This is a genomic window from Terribacillus sp. AE2B 122 (assembly GCF_902497585.1).
Classification (GTDB): Bacteria; Bacillota; Bacilli; order Bacillales; family Amphibacillaceae; genus Terribacillus; species Terribacillus saccharophilus_A.
Genome location: NZ_LR700943.1, coordinates 347,804 through 367,191, shown reverse-complemented (window position 1 = coordinate 367,191; position 19,388 = coordinate 347,804). Strand labels below are relative to the sequence as shown.

The 19,388-nt window shown below is 43.5% G+C and carries 23 protein-coding genes; 8 read left to right on the top strand and 15 right to left on the bottom strand.

Features of this window, described 5'->3' with window-relative positions; genetic code table 11:
• The first annotated feature begins 60 nt into the window (after nt 1–60).
• A complete protein-coding gene (locus AE2B122_RS07085; protein ID WP_175073489.1) occupies nt 61–1,113 on the top strand; it encodes a LysM peptidoglycan-binding domain-containing protein in 1,053 nt (350 codons plus the stop codon).
• Here the strand turns inward: AE2B122_RS07085 and AE2B122_RS07080 are convergent.
• From AE2B122_RS07080 to AE2B122_RS07060, 5 genes are all read right to left on the bottom strand, one after another.
• On the bottom strand, nt 1,107–1,268 hold the full coding sequence (locus tag AE2B122_RS07080) for a hypothetical protein (protein WP_175073488.1): 162 nt from the start codon (nt 1,266–1,268) through the stop codon (nt 1,107–1,109). The two genes, AE2B122_RS07085 and AE2B122_RS07080, sit on opposite strands and share 7 nt — an antisense overlap.
• A gap of 59 nt (nt 1,269–1,327) precedes the next feature.
• Nucleotides 1,328–1,774, bottom strand: a complete 447-nt coding sequence (locus tag AE2B122_RS07075; RefSeq protein WP_175073487.1) for a GyrI-like domain-containing protein — start codon at nt 1,772–1,774, stop codon at nt 1,328–1,330.
• Between the two features lie 112 nt (nt 1,775–1,886).
• Nucleotides 1,887–2,297 carry an ATP-binding protein gene (locus tag AE2B122_RS07070; RefSeq protein WP_175073486.1) on the bottom strand — a complete coding sequence of 137 codons (411 nt, stop codon included), beginning with the start codon at nt 2,295–2,297 and terminating at the stop codon, nt 1,887–1,889.
• A 166-nt stretch (nt 2,298–2,463) separates the two neighbouring features.
• Complete coding sequence (locus AE2B122_RS07065) at nt 2,464–3,150, bottom strand: Na-translocating system protein MpsC family protein (protein ID WP_175073485.1); 687 nt, start codon at nt 3,148–3,150, stop codon at nt 2,464–2,466.
• A gap of 84 nt (nt 3,151–3,234) precedes the next feature.
• On the bottom strand, nt 3,235–3,585 hold the full coding sequence (locus AE2B122_RS07060) for a hypothetical protein (RefSeq protein ID WP_095219400.1): 351 nt from the start codon (nt 3,583–3,585) through the stop codon (nt 3,235–3,237).
• Nucleotides 3,586–3,793: 208 nt separating this feature from the next.
• Here AE2B122_RS07060 and AE2B122_RS07055 point away from each other — a divergent pair, with 208 nt between their 5' ends.
• The 3 genes from AE2B122_RS07055 to AE2B122_RS19370 all read left to right on the top strand — a co-directional run bounded on the left by AE2B122_RS07055 (nt 3,794) and on the right by AE2B122_RS19370 (nt 6,561).
• Nucleotides 3,794–5,152, top strand: coding sequence for an MATE family efflux transporter (locus tag AE2B122_RS07055; RefSeq protein WP_175073484.1), 1,359 nt, complete (start codon nt 3,794–3,796; stop codon nt 5,150–5,152).
• A gap of 174 nt (nt 5,153–5,326) precedes the next feature.
• Nucleotides 5,327–6,424 carry a hypothetical protein gene (locus tag AE2B122_RS07050; RefSeq protein WP_175073483.1) on the top strand — a complete coding sequence of 366 codons (1,098 nt, stop codon included), beginning with the start codon at nt 5,327–5,329 and terminating at the stop codon, nt 6,422–6,424.
• A 5-nt stretch (nt 6,425–6,429) separates the two neighbouring features.
• The gene (locus AE2B122_RS19370) at nt 6,430–6,561 is read left to right on the top strand and encodes a hypothetical protein (RefSeq protein ID WP_256366455.1); all 132 of its coding nucleotides are present in this window, start codon (nt 6,430–6,432) and stop codon (nt 6,559–6,561) included.
• A 40-nt stretch (nt 6,562–6,601) separates the two neighbouring features.
• On the opposite strand, the gene AE2B122_RS07045 is transcribed toward AE2B122_RS19370, so the two are convergent.
• On the bottom strand, nt 6,602–7,471 hold the full coding sequence (locus AE2B122_RS07045; RefSeq protein WP_175073482.1) for an SMP-30/gluconolactonase/LRE family protein: 870 nt from the start codon (nt 7,469–7,471) through the stop codon (nt 6,602–6,604).
• Between the two features lie 109 nt (nt 7,472–7,580).
• Between AE2B122_RS07045 and AE2B122_RS07040 the strand changes: the two genes are divergently transcribed.
• A complete protein-coding gene (locus AE2B122_RS07040) occupies nt 7,581–8,096 on the top strand; it encodes a GNAT family N-acetyltransferase (protein WP_175073481.1) in 516 nt (171 codons plus the stop codon).
• 12 nt (nt 8,097–8,108) lie between these two features.
• Here the strand turns inward: AE2B122_RS07040 and galE are convergent, their stop codons facing one another.
• The 3 genes from galE to AE2B122_RS07025 form a co-directional block, all read right to left on the bottom strand.
• A complete protein-coding gene (galE, locus tag AE2B122_RS07035; protein WP_175073480.1) occupies nt 8,109–9,098 on the bottom strand; it encodes a UDP-glucose 4-epimerase GalE in 990 nt (329 codons plus the stop codon).
• 71 nt (nt 9,099–9,169) lie between these two features.
• Complete coding sequence (locus AE2B122_RS07030) at nt 9,170–9,427, bottom strand: YciI family protein (RefSeq protein ID WP_175073479.1); 258 nt, start codon at nt 9,425–9,427, stop codon at nt 9,170–9,172.
• 20 nt (nt 9,428–9,447) lie between these two features.
• Nucleotides 9,448–10,302: an ROK family protein gene (locus tag AE2B122_RS07025; protein ID WP_305852005.1), complete on the bottom strand. Its 855-nt coding sequence runs from the start codon at nt 10,300–10,302 to the stop codon at nt 9,448–9,450.
• Between the two features lie 166 nt (nt 10,303–10,468).
• Here AE2B122_RS07025 and AE2B122_RS07020 point away from each other — a divergent pair, with 166 nt between their 5' ends.
• Nucleotides 10,469–11,347: a GNAT family N-acetyltransferase gene (locus AE2B122_RS07020; RefSeq protein ID WP_175073477.1), complete on the top strand. Its 879-nt coding sequence runs from the start codon at nt 10,469–10,471 to the stop codon at nt 11,345–11,347.
• 40 nt (nt 11,348–11,387) lie between these two features.
• A complete protein-coding gene (locus AE2B122_RS07015; protein WP_095219391.1) occupies nt 11,388–11,588 on the top strand; it encodes a DUF2536 family protein in 201 nt (66 codons plus the stop codon).
• A gap of 111 nt (nt 11,589–11,699) precedes the next feature.
• Here the strand turns inward: AE2B122_RS07015 and AE2B122_RS07010 are convergent, their stop codons facing one another.
• From AE2B122_RS07010 to AE2B122_RS06985, 6 genes are all read right to left on the bottom strand, one after another.
• Nucleotides 11,700–12,995 carry a CitMHS family transporter gene (locus tag AE2B122_RS07010; RefSeq protein ID WP_175073476.1) on the bottom strand — a complete coding sequence of 432 codons (1,296 nt, stop codon included), beginning with the start codon at nt 12,993–12,995 and terminating at the stop codon, nt 11,700–11,702.
• A gap of 354 nt (nt 12,996–13,349) precedes the next feature.
• A complete protein-coding gene (locus tag AE2B122_RS07005) occupies nt 13,350–14,276 on the bottom strand; it encodes an AEC family transporter (RefSeq protein WP_175073475.1) in 927 nt (308 codons plus the stop codon).
• 106 nt (nt 14,277–14,382) lie between these two features.
• Nucleotides 14,383–16,446, bottom strand: a complete 2,064-nt coding sequence (locus tag AE2B122_RS07000; RefSeq protein WP_175073474.1) for a choice-of-anchor I family protein — start codon at nt 16,444–16,446, stop codon at nt 14,383–14,385.
• A 492-nt stretch (nt 16,447–16,938) separates the two neighbouring features.
• Nucleotides 16,939–17,073: a YvrJ family protein gene (locus AE2B122_RS06995; RefSeq protein WP_077307232.1), complete on the bottom strand. Its 135-nt coding sequence runs from the start codon at nt 17,071–17,073 to the stop codon at nt 16,939–16,941.
• Nucleotides 17,074–17,136: 63 nt separating this feature from the next.
• On the bottom strand, nt 17,137–17,346 hold the full coding sequence (locus AE2B122_RS06990) for a DUF2922 domain-containing protein (protein ID WP_175073473.1): 210 nt from the start codon (nt 17,344–17,346) through the stop codon (nt 17,137–17,139).
• A 25-nt stretch (nt 17,347–17,371) separates the two neighbouring features.
• Nucleotides 17,372–17,599, bottom strand: a complete 228-nt coding sequence (locus tag AE2B122_RS06985) for a DUF1659 domain-containing protein (protein WP_175073472.1) — start codon at nt 17,597–17,599, stop codon at nt 17,372–17,374.
• 250 nt (nt 17,600–17,849) lie between these two features.
• Here AE2B122_RS06985 and AE2B122_RS06980 point away from each other — a divergent pair, with 250 nt between their 5' ends.
• Nucleotides 17,850–19,244 (top strand): LCP family protein, encoded by a 1,395-nt coding sequence (locus AE2B122_RS06980; RefSeq protein WP_175073471.1) that lies wholly within the window; start codon nt 17,850–17,852, stop codon nt 19,242–19,244.
• The last annotated feature ends 144 nt before the right edge of the window (nt 19,245–19,388 follow it).

Sequence of the window (19,388 nt, the reverse complement as noted above, 5' to 3'; positions counted from 1 at the left end):
ATTATGCTATAGTATGATTAATTTCTATGGATTATGAAAATAAAGGAGAACGTTACTAGAATGAAAAAGACGATTGTTACCCTTGCTGCTACTGCGGTAATTGCTAGTTCATATGCCACAACTGTTGACGCTGCATCATACAAAGTTCAGAAGGGCGACTCGCTCTGGAAGATTGCTAGCAAACACGACACTTCTGTTTCCGAATTAAGAAAAATCAACAACTTGAAGAGTGACTTGATTTTCCCTAACCAAGTATTACAGACTTCTGGTTCATCCAGCTCTACGAATAAGCCTAATACTAATACATCTTCATCATCTTCTAGCAGTTCATCTACATATACTGTTAAATCCGGTGATACGTTGAGTGGTATTGCATCTAAACATAATATTTCTTTGAACAACTTGAAAAAATGGAATAATATCTCCGGATACTTGATTTATCCTGGTGATAAGCTGAAGGTTTCTGCAGGAGGTTCTTCTTCATCGAATAACTCTTCCTCCAATTCTGGAAGCTCATCCAACAATAGCAGCAGCTCTTCTTCCTCTTATAAAGTGAAGTCTGGTGACTCTCTATGGAAGATCGCTAACAACAACGGCGTTTCTGTTGCGAACCTGAAAAGCTGGAACAATCTATCTTCTGATGTTATCCGCGTTGGTCAAACATTGAAGATTAATGGTAAAGCAAGCAGCGGTTCATCTTCTTCTTCGAAGCCTGCGAATAACACACAAGTGGATTCTGCACAGACTTCTAAGAGTGTGGACAAGCTAATCAGCGTTGCTAAAACTCAGCTTGGCAAACCTTATGTATGGGGTGGCGCTACAACTGCTGGTTTCGACTGCAGCGGATTCATCTATTATGCTTTCAAGAACGCTGGATATGATATCTCCCGTACATCTGCGGAAGGTTACTTCAACCGTTCTTACTATGTAAGCTCACCGCAGCCTGGTGACTTGATCTTCTTCAAAGGTACGTACAAAGCTGGTATCTCTCATATGGGTATCTACCTTGGCGGCGGTCAGTTCATTCATGCGGATAACGATGGCGTACGTATCACAAGCACAAGTAATTCTTACTACGCTAAGCATTTCGATAGCTACAAACGTTTCTATTGATCATAAGAGCTTGGGACAGAAACATCTGTCTCAGGCTTTTTTCTTTTGTTTTCTGGCGATATGAGCTGGCGAAGGTCTGTCAACTGGCGAGCTACTTCAACCACCAGGAACAGCATAACGAAGACACCAATGAGATAGAAAACTATCTGGAACATGTCGTTCCCTCCTATATTTGTTACTTATTAGACGGATGGGAAGGAGGATTTGTTTCATATTATTTTATAGGTATACATATTTCACAATAATGCTCCTTCAGCATACTCGCAGTGAATCTTTCAAAGGTAGGTCTACTGTCCAATACATATCCTAGTTTTGATATCTCAAGGAATATGTATCCCCATGCTTGCTGCATTGCCTCTACAGTATGCGGCACTGTGAAACGGATATACTTACCTCCTGTTAACTCTCCTATAAGTACAACGTCATTCTGAAAATCTGCAGGTACGACAAGAGCTGCGTCATATCGACATTTCTGCGGATCTGTCGTTTCTACATTGTCTTGCGATATGCCAAGAATAATCGAGGTGTCATCCAGCAGTTTTTTTGCCTCTGCCCATTCCTTTAATTCTTGCATCGTTTGATAATTAGCAGCGCCATAGGGTCCTACTCTGCGAAAGTAAGCAATTGTGTAAGTTGGGATGGTTTCGATTTTTACATTCATTTTCATCCTTCTTTCCTTATTTGTTTTCCTTACATTTTGAATGTAATATGTTATAAAAATTTATTCAATTGAATTTCAAGAAAATATCATTAGACACAAAAAAAGCTTATTCCTATACTCGGAATAAGCTTTTTGTATGAATGATCCGGTACTTGGCTACTTCTACACGAGTACCTTCTGTTGTGGAAGACGTAATATCGAAGTTATCCATAAGCCGCTTCACTCCAGGCAGTCCACGTCCTAATCCCCCGCCTGTTGTATAGCCATCCAGCAATGCTTCCTGGAGGTTGGATATACCAGGGCCATTATCCATGGCGGTAATGTAGATACCGATTTTTCTTGTGTCTTGTTCGCTGCGGATACAGATTGTTCCGCTGCCTGCATACTTATATATGTTCCGGGCAAGCTCTGAGATGGCTGCAGTGATGCGGGCTTGTTCGACCGCACTGAACCCTAAGTCTGCTGCTAGCTTTCTGCCGCAGGATCTGCTTGTGACGATATCCTTCTCACTTTCTATCTTCATTTCAGTCACCTTCCCCTCATCAGGAGCTGACGCCGCGTGCTTAAATATACTGATAGACAGGTCCCCTTTTTGGCTGGGTCCATTAAAATAAGCCAAAGCAAAGACGATTTGTCCTTACTTTGGCTTTATCGCTAGTTCCATGCCCAGCTGATGCTAGCCAGTTCATTTAGTTATCGTTCGGATCGATAATGACAACGATCATGCTCTGATCCTTTTCAAATGACCAATCGACAAAAATCTCCTGTGCAGTGCCTTGCAGCAATTGACTTTCTTTATCAAATGCCTCTCGCAGCTCCTGCTTTTCAAGATTTCCTTTGGCTTTTCGCAGTACTTCTTCTTCACCGCTGCGGACGATCTCTTTTTCGATATTGACGAGTATGCCTTCGCGATAGATGACTAGTGTTCTATTATTAAGCTTAACAGATTTTACCTTGTCCGGCAACCTCTCTGTTTTCTTCGTAACAGCAGCAACCAGCTTGTTCACTTCCTGTAAGGAAGAATCATCAGCTTGATCCCTTAACTCCTCTTTGACAGCAACAATAACGCCGCCGTTCGTTTCCATATTCCAATCATAATAGAAATGCTTGAAATAATGACCTGTCTCATCCTTAATCTGTTCTTTCAGTTCAGGAAGGCACTTTTCCATTAAACTATCCCGCGTTGCATAAACCATGCCAAATTGATTATTCTCCAACAGCACTTTCTCAACAGGCGTGAGCAAGTCCCGTACATAGATACAGATGACATCATCTGTAAAGGAAACGAATACCGCTTCTGGTCCTTTTCCGAAATGCTTTCGTAAAAGCCTTGCAGTGAAGCCTGCCACTACATTTTGTTTGTCTTTGATTTCCATTCTCGTGTACCTTTTTCCTGGTTATTAATTTCTATTATATTTTACTGTATAGAAGCATTTTTGGGTATAAAAAAAAAGCCTGCACTAACGAATTTTGATTGTCATTGTGTAGGCTTCGTTGTTCTGTTCCATTGACATGGATAATTCTTCTCCTTCCAGGATTATGCGGGGCATATCGTCCAATGTCCGCTTCGCTTTTGGGTTTTCATAAATGAATGATTGTGGCATAAAGAACAGACTGTTTTTACCATCCGTTCCTTTCTCGAGTACGATGTCATGAAGATCAGGTATTTCGATCATATGATTAGCTATATATATTTTCGCCACGATCGGCTTATGGTTGAAAACGAAAAAGTATTTATCGTTGATGGACGAACCTTGTTTTGTTCGCTCGACAAAATCCTGCATACTTAACGTCAATGAAGGGCAAGTCATCTCTTACCACTCCTTTCCTGTCTAAGCAGATGCAAAGCTTTTTCTTAGGTGGCTTGCTACTTGTTATGTACCCTTCCAGCAATTAAAGTAAACGACTTATCCACAGGCTTTATGAAACTTTCGCACCATGACAAATATGCTTTATAACAGGGGGTATGATACACTAAATGCTGTGATTTTACTTTATTCGACAACTGGGGGCAGACTTATGTATCCTACGAACACGATACACGAAAAAGCGTCTTTATTCTTTCACATATTATGGCCTATCCTCATAACACAGATCAGCTACAATGCCATGACTGTTCTGGACACAATGATGTCTGGTCGAGCTGGTACAGATGATTTGGCTGGTGTTGCTGTGGGATCCAGTCTATGGATGCCTGTCTATACCGGATTGACTGGAATCATGCTTGCCATCACGCCGATGGTCGGGCAGCTGATCGGTAACAACCGCCGGAGCGATGTTGGACGGACGGTTATGCAAGGCTTTTATTTAGCTATCTTAATCTCCTTGGTTGTGCTTGCTATCGGAGCAGCTGCACTGCAGCCTGTCCTTGGCATTATGAATTTGAGTCCTGATGTACATACAGTCGCAACAGATTATCTGCACGGACTTTCAATCGGTATTATCCCATTGTTTGCAAGCGCCGTCCTGCGTAATTTCTTTGATGCTCAAGGCTACACAAGAGTATCTATGGTCATTTTGCTGATGGCTCTGCCAATCAATGCAGCGCTTAATTATCTGCTCATCTTCGGTAACTTTGGTTTTCCGGAGCTTGGCGGAGCTGGTGCCGGCTATGCGACCGCCTTTACATACTGGTTCATCTTCGGCGCTAGCGTGTTCCTTACATTCCAGCTGAAGGAAATGCGCACACACTACTTGTTCGTCCGCTGGTATAAGGTATCATTCCAGACTTGGAAGGAACAATTGAAAATCGGCGTGCCGATGGGACTCAGCACATTTTTCGAAGCTAGTATCTTTAGTGTGGTTACGCTCTTGATGGGTTCTCTTTTCGACACAACAGTCATTGCAGCTCACCAGACAGCATTAAACTTTACAACACTCATGTTCATGGTGCCGCTCAGCATCTCAATTGGTATGACGATTGTTGTATCTCATGAAGTTGGTGCCCGACGGATGAACCACGCGAAGCAATACGCCATCCTTGGTGTCAGCTCTGCTCTCGTAATTATTGGTATATTAAGCCTGCTGTTGTTTATTTTCCGAGAGCAGATCAGCTACTTCTACACATCTGATCGTGCTGTGGTACTGCTGGCGATGCAGTTCATGCTGTTTGCGATTATGTACCAATTTTCCGATGCAGCTCAAGCATCTCTGCAAGGTGTACTGCGAGGTTACAAGGATGTTACTATCCCGTTTATCATCGCCTTTATATCCTATTGGATTGTCGGTCTGCCAAGTGGTTACTTACTTTCTCGCTTCACCACATTGGAAGCCTTCGGATTCTGGGTTGGAATAACGCTCGGTCTGACCTGTGCCGCTATTGGTTTCTTCCTGCGACTGCGGTTCATTCAGCGCAAACAAGAGAAAGCTGCTGTATAAGCACCTCCATCCCTGGAGGTGCTTTTTTTTGTACAACTTTCCTAGTTTCCACGAACAGCGCTTCTATACCCTACTTAATGTCTAAAAATTCGACCTACTTTCCCAATAAAAATCTGTTATGAAACATGCTATGCTTGATACAGGCAAAATCTTACAGACTAGGGAGTGTAACTGATGCGTTCTGACGTCACATTCAACTCAGAAGAGCTAAGGGAACTGCTCAATTTGTGGTATATGAATATCAAATTGAAGAAAGTCCAAGCAGCGGAAAAGCTTAAAACGGAAGTATCCGAACAGCTCGCTAAAGGTGAAGCGAATGACGACGTCGTCAAGCTAGCACTTCTGATCCATAGCCGCCACCATATTCTTTGCAAGAATTATTCGGAAGCTGAAAAGCTGATCAGCCAAGTAGAAGGGTTTTCTCCTTATCTTAAGGAAGAGCATCTCTACTATCTGCACCTTTTCAAAGGCATGTACCTGTATTCAACAAAGGACTATTACAATGCCATTGAAGAATACGGTGAAGTCGAATCCTACCTCGGCTATATCCAGGACGAAATTGAAAAAGCGGAATTCTTTGACCTGTTTGCATCCGCGTTATACTACTTGGATTATACGAATCGTTCTGCTATCTATGCGGAGAAGGCTATTTATATTTATCAGTTGTATCCGGCGTATGAAAGAAAATTGACGAGAGCAAAAATTTTGATAGCGTTGAATTATATTGATATGGGTGAGTTTGATTTAGCTGAGGAGTATCTGCATTCTGCTCTTCAAGATAGAAACGCCATGAATGACGAAATGGTAAAAGTCAGTATCTATCACAATTTGGGTTTGTTGTATGAACGTAAACGTTTATACGGAGCCGCAACACGCTATTTAAAAAAAGTCTTACCTCATCAAGATTTTGAGAATTACCTTTCTACTCTTTATATGTTGACTAGTATTTCTTTTGATGAAGAGAAATTCGAAAATGCTATTAAATACTATCAATTAGGAATGGATTATATTGGTCAGGAGACTGATAGAGACTATTACTGGAAGTTCAAGATACTCTATTCTCGATATATCGATAAAGATGAGTATATTAATGTGCTAACAGACGCTGTCGATTACTTTAAAGGCAAGAAGAGATTTTTTGAAACACAAATCTGCGCAGACGAGCTTGCAACTTTCTATTCAAATGAAAGAGATTTTGAACGCGCCAACCATTTCTATCGCTTAGCCCTTGGAAATCACAATAATATAGTAATGTTTCATTCAAGGAGGTGATAACAATGACAAAGAAAAGAATCGTTGGATTTCTAGTACTTGCAACAATCCTTAGCAGTATTGCAGGCTATTCCTTTAGTGATAGTGCAATTGAAAAAGGACACCTACCTAACGCCATCAAGTACACGGACTTCTAATACTTAAAAAGCGAAAAGCCCGGCCTAAGCCGGGCTTTTCTTATTTACCGTATCTATAGCTTGGTGCTCCGACTACGTCAGTCTCGTATACAAAGATCCCGCCAGCAAGAGGCTCTTTCTCCAGATCCTCTTCTTTTAGGTTTTGTCTCGCTGTCGTGATGTACAATGTCTTCCGCTCCGGACCACCGAAAGTACAGCTGGTTACTTGGCTGACCGGCAAATGAACGTCCTCGAGCCGCTCACCTGTTTCAGGGTTCCAGCGGGACACCTTGGATCCGCCGTAATGTGCAATCCAAAGCTTGCCTTCTTCATCAATCGTCATGCCATCCGGTTTACCGTCCTTGAACGAAACAACGGTGCACGGATTGCTGATTTCGCCTTTCTTTCCATCATAATCAAAACACTGCACCTCACCAGTCGGCGTATCGATGTAGTAGAAATATTTATGATCCGGGCTCCAGGCTAGTCCATTGGAATTTCCGATACCGTCGATGATGCGGGTCAGTGTCTGATCTACTTCCATCCGGTAAAAGGCTCCTTTATAGCCGCTGCCTTTTTTAGGCATGGTTCCTGCCCACAGCCTGCCGTAAGGATCTGCTTTACCGTCATTAAAGCGGTTGGAAGGTCTATCAGTTTCCGGGCTGTGGAGCAGCACCTTCGCTTTCAATTCGCTATCCGTTTCATAAATGCCTTCCTCCATTGCCATAATAAGGCCGCCATCCTTTTTCAATACGACCGCGCCGACTTTCTGATCGACGGGAATCTCTCGATGTTCTTCCGTTTTCGTATCATAGACATGAATTGCCTGACCATTTATATCCACCCAATATAGCTCTTCTGTTTCTTCTCGCCAAAAAGGACCTTCGGCTAAGCTCTGCTTTGCATCTAAGAATAATTTCGCTTCTGCCATTTTCTCCACTCCCTTTATGTATGAATTACCTGCTATAGTAATAATACCACTATATGGATTACTTATTACCTGAATCCCTATCATCTAAGCATGAAAAGGAGGGAATACGATGATTAAAACAGATCGGCTGCTAATACGACCTTATACAACTGAGGATATGCATTTTTTGGAGAGCTTAGTCAGCGATCCGCGAGTGGTTCGCTTTATCGGAAACGGAAAACCGAGAACTAAGGAAGGAGCTCGCTTGTTTTTCAATTGGAATTTGTCTCATATGAAGGAAAATCTGCAATTTGGACTGCAGGTTTTAGTTGAGAAAGTAAGTGGTGAATCTATCGGGCATGCCGGGTTGGTTCCACAAGAGGTGGACGGAGTGATGGAACTTGAGGTGGGATACTGGATTGCGCCTGCCTTTTGGGGAAAGGGCTTTGCTACTGAGGCTGCTGCTGCATTCCGAGACGTTGCACTTGAACAATTGAACGAAGATAGAATCATCGCCTTGATCTATCCAGATAATAGTGCATCCTGTAGAGTAGCCGAGAAGCTAGGGATGCATGTTTGGAAAACGATTGAGCGCCATAACAAGCCTGTACTTGTTTATGCCAAAGAAAAAACCCCTCCTAATTAGGAGGGGAAGGAATTATGCATCATAACCATTCGGACGGTTCTGATGCCATCTCCATGCATCACCAATGATGTCTTTCATATCTGTGCGCGTTGGGTTCCAACCGAGTACTTCTTTCGCTTTTGAGGAGCTTGCGATAAGTACAGCTGGGTCACCAGCACGGCGAGGACCGACTTTAGCCGGGATTTCTTTGCCAGTTACGGAGCGAGCCACGTCGATCATCTCTTTAACAGAGAAGCCTTGACTGGAGCCGAGGTTGAAGACATCACTCTGGCCGCCTTTATCCAAGTACTCCAAAGCGAGCAAATGAGCATCAATCAAGTCAATAACATGGATATAGTCGCGGATACATGTTCCATCTTCTGTCGGATAGTCGTCACCGAAGATGCTGATATGCTCACGCTGTCCGAGTGCTGTCTGCAGGATGATTGGAATCAGATGACTTTCCGGGCGGTGATCTTCGCCAATCTGCCCTTCCGGATGGGCTCCACCAACATTAAAGTAACGTAATGAGACGAATTTAATACCATACGCTCCGTCACACCATTTCATCATTTTTTCCATCATCAGCTTGGACTCACCATATGGACTTTCCGGATTTGTATCCAGATCCTCTGTAAGCGGCACGACATTCGTATCGCCATATGTTGCTGCTGTAGAAGAGAAGACAATCTTCTTCACTTCATGCTTACGCATTGTTTCTAGCAATACTTGCATACCATACACATTGTTGCCAAAGTACTTCAATGGATCTTCAACTGATTCTCCAACAAGAGAGCTTGCCGCAAAATGGACGACTGCATCAACTTTTTCCTTTGTGAATACATCATCCAAAAATGCTCCATCACGAAGATCTCCTTCATAAAAGACCGCATCCTTGTTTACTGCTGCTAAATGGCCGGTAATCACATTATCAATGATGACTGCCTCGTGCCCTTTTTGCAAAAGCATGGACACCGCATGAGATCCAATATAGCCGGCACCGCCAGTAACTAGTACTTTCATAGATTGTCCCTCGATTCTCTTATATTATCAATCAAATTATATCACGCTTTCACTTACATAAATGGTTAAGTTTACATCTTATTCCATTCATGCAGGTCTAGACTGCGCACACCATTAACCAAGTATGGATCCTGCTCGGCCAATGCTCTCGCTTTCGCCTCTTCTTCTGTCTGATAGATGACTAGACCGCCTGTTCCATCAGCGAATGCTCCTCTAGCGAAAATGAATCCCTTTTCGTCCAAGTCAGCTAAAAAATCCAAATGTGCTTGGCGGTATTGCTGGTTTAATTCAGGTTTCTCCATTTTAAGAAATGCTGCAAAGTATTTCATGAGAATCTCTCCCTACTATCTTATTTTGCTGTTTTGGCAAGCATAAGTGCTCCGACAATTCCTGCATTGTCTTCAAGACCTGGCGGAACTAAATAATTTTCCGGCAGTGGGACATAACGCTGCAGAAGTGCTTCCAGTTCCTGCTGAATCATCTCATGAAGGCCTTGCTTCTTCATGACGCCTCCACCCATGACAATTTTCTCTGGGCTGAGCACCAATGTGTAGCTCATGATTGCCTGAGCCAAATAATAGGCTTCCATCTGCCATACCGCTTCTTGATGATACAGCTTCTGTGCTTTCTCTCCCCAGCGAGCTTCAATAGCAGGACCAGCTGCCAGCCCCTCCAAGCAGTCCTTATGATACGGACATTTCCCTGGATACGCATCATTTGTACTCCGACGGACAAGCAGGTGACCCATTTCGGGGTGGGAAAAGCCTTGCAGTGTTTCTCCATTCACAATGGCTCCAGCACCAATACCTGTTCCAACCGTAATATACAGGCAGCTGTTTGCATGTTTTGCTGCTCCGTGCATATACTCCCCTAAAGCAGCTGCGTTCACATCGGTATCCAGCTTGACCGGCACACCGAGCCTACTCTTAAGTTCCGACAGCAGCGGGTAGTCCTTCCACTGCAGCTTTGGTGTGTTGCCGATTGTGCCGTAATTTGGGCTGTCTTCTTTTACATCAACAGGTCCAAAGGCACCTACGCCTAGTGCTTCGATCTGTTTACCATGGAAGAAGTCAAACACCAGCTGCAGCGTTTCTTCCGGTTTCGTTGTCGGGAAAGATGCTCTTTCTTCTATATTTCCATGTTCGTCACCGACAGCACAAACAAATTTCGTACCGCCTGCTTCAATTGCTCCATATCGCATCACTATCACCTCATTTGTCTCTCTTATTCTACTATGGAATTTTTCTCCTTCCGCGTCAATAGTTACCCTAGGCTGTACAAATGCGGAAATTGTTATAAAATAGAAATATTGAATTGTATCTAATAATCTTAAAAACTTGATTAGTCTGTCAGAAATGGGGGGATGCATGATGACTGCTCTGCAAGCAGTAACTGCATTTGCGCATGAACACGATTTACGTAAAAGTTTTAATAAACTAGCCAGAAAAACTTTTGGCTTTGATTTTGAATTATTATATAAAAGCGGCTTGTGGAATGAACGTTATCACACGCATGCTTTCGCTGATAATACTCAAATTGTCGCGAACGTTTCTGTAAGCGCACTCACAGTACATATCAATCAGCAGAAGACAAAGGCGATTCAAATCGGAACCGTCATGACTGACCCGAGCTACCAGAACCAAGGACTTGCTACGCAGCTGCTGCGGCGTGTCATTCAACAATACGAAACGGACACCGACCTCATCTATCTGTTTTCCCGGCCAGGTGTGGAAAGTATCTACAAAAAACTTGGCTTCACTGCTGTACAGGAAAAACTATTTTCCATTCCGGTATCTTCTGAACCGCGCCCGGTTCCGGATTATCGAAAGCTCAAGCCTGCTGTTAATCCGCAGGACATGGTTGTGCTGCTTGACCGTTATGGCAAACGCCATCCGCAGTCTAGTATTCTCGATGTGTCAGACGGTCAGCATATTCTAGGCTTCCATACACTGTATGATCAAGAAATAGAGATTATTGAGCTATTAGAGCCAGCAGCTCTATTGCTTTATAAAAAGATTGGCCAGACTATGCATTTATATGAAGTGATCAGCCCAACACGGCTTGTCTGGAGGCAAATCGCAGATTACGTCGCTCAACCAGGTGTAACCGAAGTCATCTTCCATTTCACCCCAACATTTGCGGATTTGGAACCTCTCTCTCACACGCACACTGAAAGAGATACACTATTCGTAAACAAACCAGAGCTGCTGCCCGTAGATTTCCAGTTTCCCGAATTGTCTCATGCATAATATAATGAGATAAAGCTGTGATAGAAAGGAACGAAAAGCAATGCTAGATTTAGAAATGCTGAAAGACAAGGTTGAATTTTTCGAAGCGCATGACTTGTCCACATTAGAAAAGAAAATCAACGAACAAATCCAACACAACAAAGCAATTCTGCTTGAGCTGCACCACGTAGCGCATAACATGCATGTAGATGAGAACGGCCGACGCTTTTTTAGTGCTGTTGCGCATTTTAAGGCAAAGTAAATGCTTGCTTATTAGCACATCTTTAAGCGAAGGCAGAGACTCAATACCGACATCCTCTTAGATATAGTTTTACATAAAAATACCGTCCACACGGACGGTATTTTTGCGTTCCTAGAAGATGATACCTGTAATAACCGCAACCGCAATAACAGCAAACGCTGTCCCAGTTGCCCAGAGAATCGTGAAACGCTGGAATTCCCCGAAGTCCACCTTCGACATTCCGACAAGCAAGTATGTAGCCGGAACGAGCGGGCTAAGTAAATGGACAGGCTGTCCGAGCAAGGAGGCACGGGCAATTTCCGCTGCTGAGAAGCCATAGTTGGCAGCTGCTTCTGCCAAGATAGGAACAACACCGAAGTAATAGGCATCATTAGACATAAAGAATGTGAATGGAATGCTCGTAACTGCAACAATGATACTGAAAGCAGGACCCCATGAATCTGGAATAATGGAAATAAGGCTTGTTGCCATCGCATCCACCATTTCAGTACCAGATAGGATACCTGTGAAAATACCAGCTGCAAATACAAGCGATACGACAGCAAGTACGTTTCCAGCGTGATCAGCAATACGCTCTTTCTGTTGTTTCAAGTTCGGGTAGTTGATTGTGATTGCCACTGCAAATGCAAGCATGAACAATACTGGTAGCGGCATGACACCCTCAATCAGACCAAACATCAATAACGCCGTTAATGCGAAGTTGACCCATAATAGGTGTGGACGCTTCAGTGATGCATCAACTGTAGCAGCCTGCTGCTGAAGGATACGCTGCTCTGCATCATCGAATGTTACAACACCAAGACGTTTCTTTTCACGGCGTCCCAAGATGAAAGCAGTGAAGAAGATCCAGATTGCTCCGCCGACCATAGTTGGGATTAGCGGAACAAATACATCACCTACATCAACATTAAGGGCTGCAGCAGCACGTGCTGTCGGTCCGCCCCACGGTACCATGTTCGTCAAACTTACACACATGACGGCGATTGCCGGCAATATGAGTGGATTCATTTTCAGTCTCTGGTACAGTGGGAAGAACGCAGAGACAGTGATCATATAACTTGTTGTTCCATCCCCATCCAAGGACACAACAAGTGCAAGAGCAGCTGTACCCATAACAATCTTCGTCGGATCACCTTTAACCGCTTTCAAAATACGGCCGACGACTGGATCGAATAAACCTGCATCAATCATGATTCCGAAATATAGAATCGCAAATAATAGCATGATTCCAGTTGGTGCCAAGTCTGTGATACCTTGCAGTGACATTTCCCCTAAGTCACCGGCATGCCCGGTCAGTACTGCAAAAATAGCCGGAATGATCATCAGCGCAATGAGCGCAGACAGCTTTTTCGTCATAATCAAATACATGAATAGAAAGACCATCAAGAATCCCATTATTGCTAACATCCTAAATCCCCCTCATCGTCTCCTGAAACAATTCCCCCAAATCCTAAGCAGCGTTGCATAATATATTACAACTATTGTATGCGCTTCCAAATATAATTTCAACAGTTTTGTTACTTTTTTAAGTAAGAAAACTGATCATAGAATTAGAATGAGCTCTATAACAGCTTTTCCCCTTGAAAATCAGGTAGAATCACCTATATTTAGATCATTATAAACACGTTAAACACCCTCTACCGTATAACACAATTACCCTTTATAAGTTATACTATTTCACCGTCCCTAGTTTTCATTTTTAATAAACCTATTGCATTCTGTTACCCAAAACTTTTACCTTTCTCTATCATAAAATATACCTTACCCAAAAAGAATACCGGCCATATACACTACGATGGTAACAGTGATACTGCTCAAAACTGTCGTCACAAGAACAGTTTGCGCTGCCAAATCCGGGTTGTTATTATACTCCAAAGCGAATATTGAACTGTTCCTGGAAGTCGGAAATGAGCTGGCAATAAACAGTGACTGTGCGACAGTTCCGTCAAGACCAAGCAGGAAAATGATACCTAAGGCTGCAGCTGGCCCAATCAGAAGGCGGGAAAACGTACTCAAATAAAGCACAACGTGCGGGCGTTCCAGCTTAATCTGCGCTACTTGAGCCCCAAGCGTGATCAATGCCACAGCAAGGAAGGCATCGGCTATGGAGGTGATAGGATTCCAGAGAAATGTCGGAATGTCCACATGGAATGATGCGCATAACACACCGAGGATAATTGCATAAATCATTGGCAGCCGGAGAAGTTCCTTCAAGATAGCATTTCCTTGGCTTTTGACACTCACCATATTGTAAAGCCCGTATGTAAAGGTGAGTAGATTCTGATAGACCATGACAATCAGCTGAATGGATACCCCGAGCGGATTTGACTGGAAAACAAGCTGACTGACAGGAATTCCGTAATTCCCTGAGTTCATAAGCACCACGCTGTTCTTATAGGTCGCGGCCACTCCTCGATCCAGCTTGAACAGTCTGCTCGTAATTTCCGTAAAGCTGATGGAAAACGCAGTAAACAGCAGAAGGAATAAAATGATCTGACCGAACACAGAAAGCGGCATACTGCTTTGATACATATTGATAAAACCGTTCACAGGCAGGAAGCAATACGTCAGCAGCTTGGACAAGGTTCCCAGCTGTAATGAAAATTTTCGCTGCAGGATGACGCCGACAGCAAGAAGAATCAATAAAGGCGCAATAACTTCCAAGAAAATCAATGATAATACAGCCATGTGCTCCCTCCTTTTGTAAGCGAATACATGGGTATTATACCCCTACCTTTATCAAAACTCTATAGGAAGCAATTAAAAAAGCAGCCACTCTACGTGGCTGCTTCCACTATACTCTTTTGCGAAGCTTGTTTATCCCAAAGAAAATGACACCGGCAGCAACGAGTGCAACGCCTCCAAGCAGCCAATTAAACACATTCGTGCTCGTATTCGGTAATGGCTGTCCTTCTGCATCATCAGTATCTGATTTAGCTGAAGCAGTTGTCTGTACATTGTCCTGCTGATCCGATTCAGGCTCTGTCGTCGTATTTTCTGTCTCAGTCTCTGTTTGTTCTTCCACTTTCTCTGTATCTTGCTTTGGTTCTTCTGCGTTTGTTTCTTCCTCATCTACCGGTTCAGGTGTCACTTCGGCTGGAACTTCTGTTTCCGGCTCATTCGGTTCTGTTACCGGCTGCTCGGTCTCTTCTTCCTCTTCCGGGACTGGTTCTGGCTGTGTTTCGGCTTTCTCCCCAAGTGCGTAAGCAGCAATCGTACCTGACACTTCATGCGCCGCCAATAGCAGCGTTTGACCTGTCGGACTTTCGGATGCTGGAATGTACGTCAACCCTTCCGGCGCAACATCGCCGCTTGCACTATCCACAGCTGCTTCATCTCCTTGGAAGTTACGGCTGGAAAAATACGTCGAGAATGCTGGGCTGTTTGGATTCGTCACATCATAAGCCATAATACCGCCTGTCCGCTCCAAACCGATAAATGCATACGTCTTTCCGTCTACATCACCAGTAATAACAGCTTCCGGCTCAGGTCCTTTATCATCACTGCGATTATCAAGCTTATCTTCATCGTTTGTTGTATTGAAATAATCCGGAATTGCTTCGGCTGTTATTTTCTCAAAATCGGCGCCGCTATCGTATACCTGCTGTAAGGAATCCGCATCCCAAATCGAGAAGCTCCGCCCACCGAATCCATAGACAGCTTCATATTTGCCGTCAGCATTTTTCGGGGCCACAATACTTGTGTTCAAACGGCCTAGCTTTTCATCCTCAAACAAGCCATCCTGCACAAGCTGATCAAGCTGCTCCTGCGTATATCCTTCATACAAATCTGCATTAAGTGCGTATGCATCCTCCGCGGCTAAATCAGCCACCCGCATTTCCTCAGAGAAGCCTTCCCAGTCCTGGGCATCGCCTTCATTGGCTGTAATAAGATATGTCTTCCCTCCGGATTGGAATGCTGTCATCCCGTCCGGCATGTACATGCTGAGTACTGGCCAATTGCCGATCTGGATACCATCATCTTTATTGGATGGATCCAGCTCTATACCTTCCTGGGAGAAATCCTTATATCCTAAACTCTTCACTGTCGTGAAGCTGTTTGACTGCAAATCCAGCTTCGCAATAGCATTGCTTTCCTGTATAGCTACATATGCATAACGATTATCTTTATCTACAGTTATGTATTCCGGTTCCAGGTTTTCCGCGTAAGATGAATTTTCCGGATCCAGATTTACTTTACGTACATCAGAATCCACGATGTCATCGGTGAATACTGCTGTTTCAGCTGTCAGGTTATCCAAACCATTTGCTATATTAATGATACTGACAGAGCCCTCAGGATTAACTGTGTAATCATCAGAAGGTTCTCCTTCATTGGCAACAAGCACTTTCGAGCCATCATGTGTGAAAGTAATCATGTCCGGCAATGCCCCTACTTCAACACTAGCCAGTTTATTGCCATCCGTATCGAGCAGAACGACATGGCCTGGATCAGTCTTCACCGCACTTGGTACCGACACCGCAATATATTTACCTTCCGGATGAATGGCGACACTAGTTACATCGGAAGCACTTACTCCGAACGATTCCAGAGATACACGTTTCAAAAGCGGAATCTCTCCATTTCCATCCTTCAATCCATTCAAATCAAGAATATCTAAAGCTCTGGCTGCACCGTTCACTGAGAAGGCACGTTTTGTGTTAGCATCATATGCTACAATCTCTGTTCCGCCTTCACCGATTCCGCTGCCGCTGTTATAGCGGCCAATCTGTTCCACTTGAAGCGCTTGTGCTTGATCTCTGTTATATACCTTCAGTTCTTCTGCATGTCCAACAGCTGGCAATGCTAAACTAGCCGCCGCTAGCGACATGGCTGTCCATTTCTTCCAACTCTTCACCTTCGCCACCCCAACTCTATCATTAGAATATGTATGATAGTTATCATAGCTTACGGCCGTTAAGTTCCTGTTAAAAGTATATGAAGTTCTTGTATTGTTGCAGGAATTAAATTAGATGCAAATTCAATGCAGACTGTTCGCTTAAATTATCTAAATAACAGAAAATACATGAATAATAGACCTGAATAAAATACTCCGGAAATCAGACATGCATTCCATAAACCAACAAAAAAGTCATTCTCTTTAAGGATCATGGGTTCCGCCCTTTCTTTAGTGACAGTAAATTTACTTATACAACAACTTTATCGGATTAATTCTATTTCTCTAATTGGTGTTCTTATAGTAATACTAAATTGTTGTAAAGCAACTTAAACTACATCTACAGTTTGAAGACACGATACTGAATCTGGTAAATGAGATATGATATCTAACCTCTAAAAAATAAAACAAGAAGACCAGCTTCCTAATGCTAACGGCTGCTGGTCTTCTTTTTCATTTCAGTTTCTCCGGCAAACTATGGATGGAAGCAATCAGCGTATTCAACTTGTTTTCGATCCGGTGCATCAAATAGAAGGTGACAGCTGCCGGAAATCCAAATTCCTTTATGATCGCAAGCCATGGTTCCATCTGGTACGCCTCCTTTCTTATTAAAAAAGGAGTGCAGCTCGCAGCAGCTGCACTCCATCGGGATTAAAATACTTCCTGTACGGTACGATCGACGATACGGGCAGCTTTTTTCGAGACAAGCGGTCCTCCGCTCGATGAGATGACATTCTGCGCCAAGATTGCGTCCATTGCCTGGTCGATTGCTATCTCGTCGAATGGTTCGACAGGCTGCTCCAAGCTGATGGTCACAGTCTTGCCAGCTTCATTCAAAAACTGCATATCAAGCTTCTTCATGCTTTATTCCTCCTTTTTTGTCGAATTAAGATTCACGCAGGATTGAGTGGTCGTTCTTTTCCACTGCGTAGAGATTGCGCTGCTGCAATGGTACCAATGCATCGGCGAATGCCTGCAGCTCTTCCGGTGTCGCATCGAGTCTGATGTTGTTAAAAGATTTTGTTTTGTATTTGTCTTTTCCTGTGTCCGGATCCACGCCATCGTACAATACGATGCTAAGGCGTGTTTTGTTATGGGTTGCAATGACTGCCATGTTTCTCCCCTCCTTTCACAGCTATAATCGGAACCTGCCCTGAAAAAGTGTGGAAAAAGTTTAGAAAAATATTCATAAGCACGGCCTAAGCCCAATCACTAGCGGGAAAGGCATGTAATATAATAGTAATTTTACGTTGTTACTGTTTCATAGTACAATTAAGGTTAGCATGTTCTGCTAACAGGTAGACTTTACCAGCAAAATTAATGAATAAACATACAGATACATCAGTAAATAAAGGAGTTTAATCATGAGAAGAAGGTCACCTTACCAACCACAGCCTCCCAGGCGAATAGTGAAGAAAAAAGTAAATAAAAAACGAATTATAATGCTGCTCCTTATCCCCATTTTAATCCTTGGAGCAGGCGGAGCAGCATATGCTGCCCATTTATGGACCTCCGCCGCCAGTGCCATTGAAAATGCCCATGTCGCAGATACGCGTGACAAATCAGCGTTGAGAGAAGAAGCAGTTGACCCCGTTGAGGACAATGTTTCGATTCTATTTATGGGAGTGGACGACAGTGACACACGCGATGAAGGAAATTCCCGCTCCGATGCGATGATACTTGCTACTTTCAATAAGAAAGAACATAGCGTCGATCTTTTAAGCATCCCGCGTGACTCATACGTGTACGTACCGGAAGTCGATCGTCAGACAAAAATCACCCACGCACATGCTTATGGCGGTGCCCAGGCTAGCGTTGAGACGGTTGAAAACTTCCTTAACGTCCCTGTCGACTATTATGCAGAAATCAACTTCAATGCCTTCATGGACATTATTGATACACTTGGCGGTATTGATGTAGAAGTTCCTTACGAGCTGTATGAGCAGAACTCTAAGGATCAGAAAGATGCTATTCATTTGGAAGAAGGAATGCAGGAGCTTAATGGCGAAGAAGCACTAGCCCTTGCACGTACCCGACATTACGATAACGATATCGAACGCGGTAAACGCCAGCAGGAAATCATCAAGGCAATGATCACAAAAGCATCCTCTGCAGGATCAGTATTTAAATATGATGCATTAATTCAGGATGTAGGCGACAACCTAAGCACAAGTCTTACATTCGATCAGATTAAGAGCTTCATCTCCTATGGTACAAGCAATGACCTGAAGATTAACACATTGAACCTTGATGGCACCGGCGGTAAGCTATCTGACGGTATTTGGTATTACCAAGTTGATCCAACCTCTCTGGCAGATATCCAAAAGCAGCTTCGTGAGCATCTTGACCTGTCTCAGGAAGTAGATACAGATAGTGTGGAAACCGATGGCAGCGGTGTTTATGATGATGGTACAGGTACAACTGATAGTACTGGAACAACTGATTCCACTGGTACTACAAGCAGCGGAACAGGAGAAACTGGTACAACTGACAGCAGTACTGGAACTTCAGGAAGCACCGGGACAACTAATAGCACTACCGGAACTACTGGTTCAACTAGCAATAGCACTGGAACTAGCAACTCCACGACAGATGATAGCTCAGAAACAAGCGGCACTTCGAGCTATGATACAGGTAGCTCTAGTTCAGACAGTTCGACCAGCAATTCAACAAGTGGTACAACCTATGAAGATACAACAGGTACTTCAACAACCGAAAGCACTTCTGTCGGTTCAACAGGAAGTACCACAACACCATAAACGAAACAAGGCTGCCACCCTCTTCCGGGTGGCAGTTCCTTTTGTCACATCAGGCTTCGCTATTGTAAAGGCTATGTAAATTAAAATTGTTTTCTATTGATGTTGCTAGTATAATTTAAGAGGTCTGAACAAGAACAAAAGAAC

Coding starts and splice junctions, on each gene's coding strand:
- AE2B122_RS07015 (WP_095219391.1), top strand. CDS start 11,388: ATGCTAGATTTAGAAATGCTGAAAGACAAGGTTGAATTTTTCGAAGCG.
- AE2B122_RS07050 (WP_175073483.1), top strand. CDS start 5,327: ATGCGTTCTGACGTCACATTCAACTCAGAAGAGCTAAGGGAACTGCTC.
- AE2B122_RS07085 (WP_175073489.1), top strand. CDS start 61: ATGAAAAAGACGATTGTTACCCTTGCTGCTACTGCGGTAATTGCTAGT.
- AE2B122_RS06990 (WP_175073473.1), bottom strand. CDS start 17,346: ATGAAGAAGCTTGATATGCAGTTTTTGAATGAAGCTGGCAAGACTGTG.
- AE2B122_RS07040 (WP_175073481.1), top strand. CDS start 7,581: ATGATTAAAACAGATCGGCTGCTAATACGACCTTATACAACTGAGGAT.
- AE2B122_RS07080 (WP_175073488.1), bottom strand. CDS start 1,268: ATGTTCCAGATAGTTTTCTATCTCATTGGTGTCTTCGTTATGCTGTTC.
- AE2B122_RS06985 (WP_175073472.1), bottom strand. CDS start 17,599: ATGGCAGTCATTGCAACCCATAACAAAACACGCCTTAGCATCGTATTG.
- AE2B122_RS06980 (WP_175073471.1), top strand. CDS start 17,850: ATGAGAAGAAGGTCACCTTACCAACCACAGCCTCCCAGGCGAATAGTG.
- AE2B122_RS07075 (WP_175073487.1), bottom strand. CDS start 1,774: ATGAATGTAAAAATCGAAACCATCCCAACTTACACAATTGCTTACTTT.
- AE2B122_RS07045 (WP_175073482.1), bottom strand. CDS start 7,471: ATGGCAGAAGCGAAATTATTCTTAGATGCAAAGCAGAGCTTAGCCGAA.
- AE2B122_RS07055 (WP_175073484.1), top strand. CDS start 3,794: ATGTATCCTACGAACACGATACACGAAAAAGCGTCTTTATTCTTTCAC.
- AE2B122_RS07020 (WP_175073477.1), top strand. CDS start 10,469: ATGACTGCTCTGCAAGCAGTAACTGCATTTGCGCATGAACACGATTTA.
- AE2B122_RS07060 (WP_095219400.1), bottom strand. CDS start 3,585: ATGACTTGCCCTTCATTGACGTTAAGTATGCAGGATTTTGTCGAGCGA.
- AE2B122_RS07065 (WP_175073485.1), bottom strand. CDS start 3,150: ATGGAAATCAAAGACAAACAAAATGTAGTGGCAGGCTTCACTGCAAGG.
- AE2B122_RS19370 (WP_256366455.1), top strand. CDS start 6,430: ATGACAAAGAAAAGAATCGTTGGATTTCTAGTACTTGCAACAATCCTT.
- AE2B122_RS07010 (WP_175073476.1), bottom strand. CDS start 12,995: ATGTTAGCAATAATGGGATTCTTGATGGTCTTTCTATTCATGTATTTG.
- AE2B122_RS07005 (WP_175073475.1), bottom strand. CDS start 14,276: ATGGCTGTATTATCATTGATTTTCTTGGAAGTTATTGCGCCTTTATTG.
- AE2B122_RS07070 (WP_175073486.1), bottom strand. CDS start 2,297: ATGAAGATAGAAAGTGAGAAGGATATCGTCACAAGCAGATCCTGCGGC.
- AE2B122_RS06995 (WP_077307232.1), bottom strand. CDS start 17,073: ATGGAACCATGGCTTGCGATCATAAAGGAATTTGGATTTCCGGCAGCT.
- galE (WP_175073480.1), bottom strand. CDS start 9,098: ATGAAAGTACTAGTTACTGGCGGTGCCGGCTATATTGGATCTCATGCG.
- AE2B122_RS07030 (WP_175073479.1), bottom strand. CDS start 9,427: ATGAAATACTTTGCAGCATTTCTTAAAATGGAGAAACCTGAATTAAAC.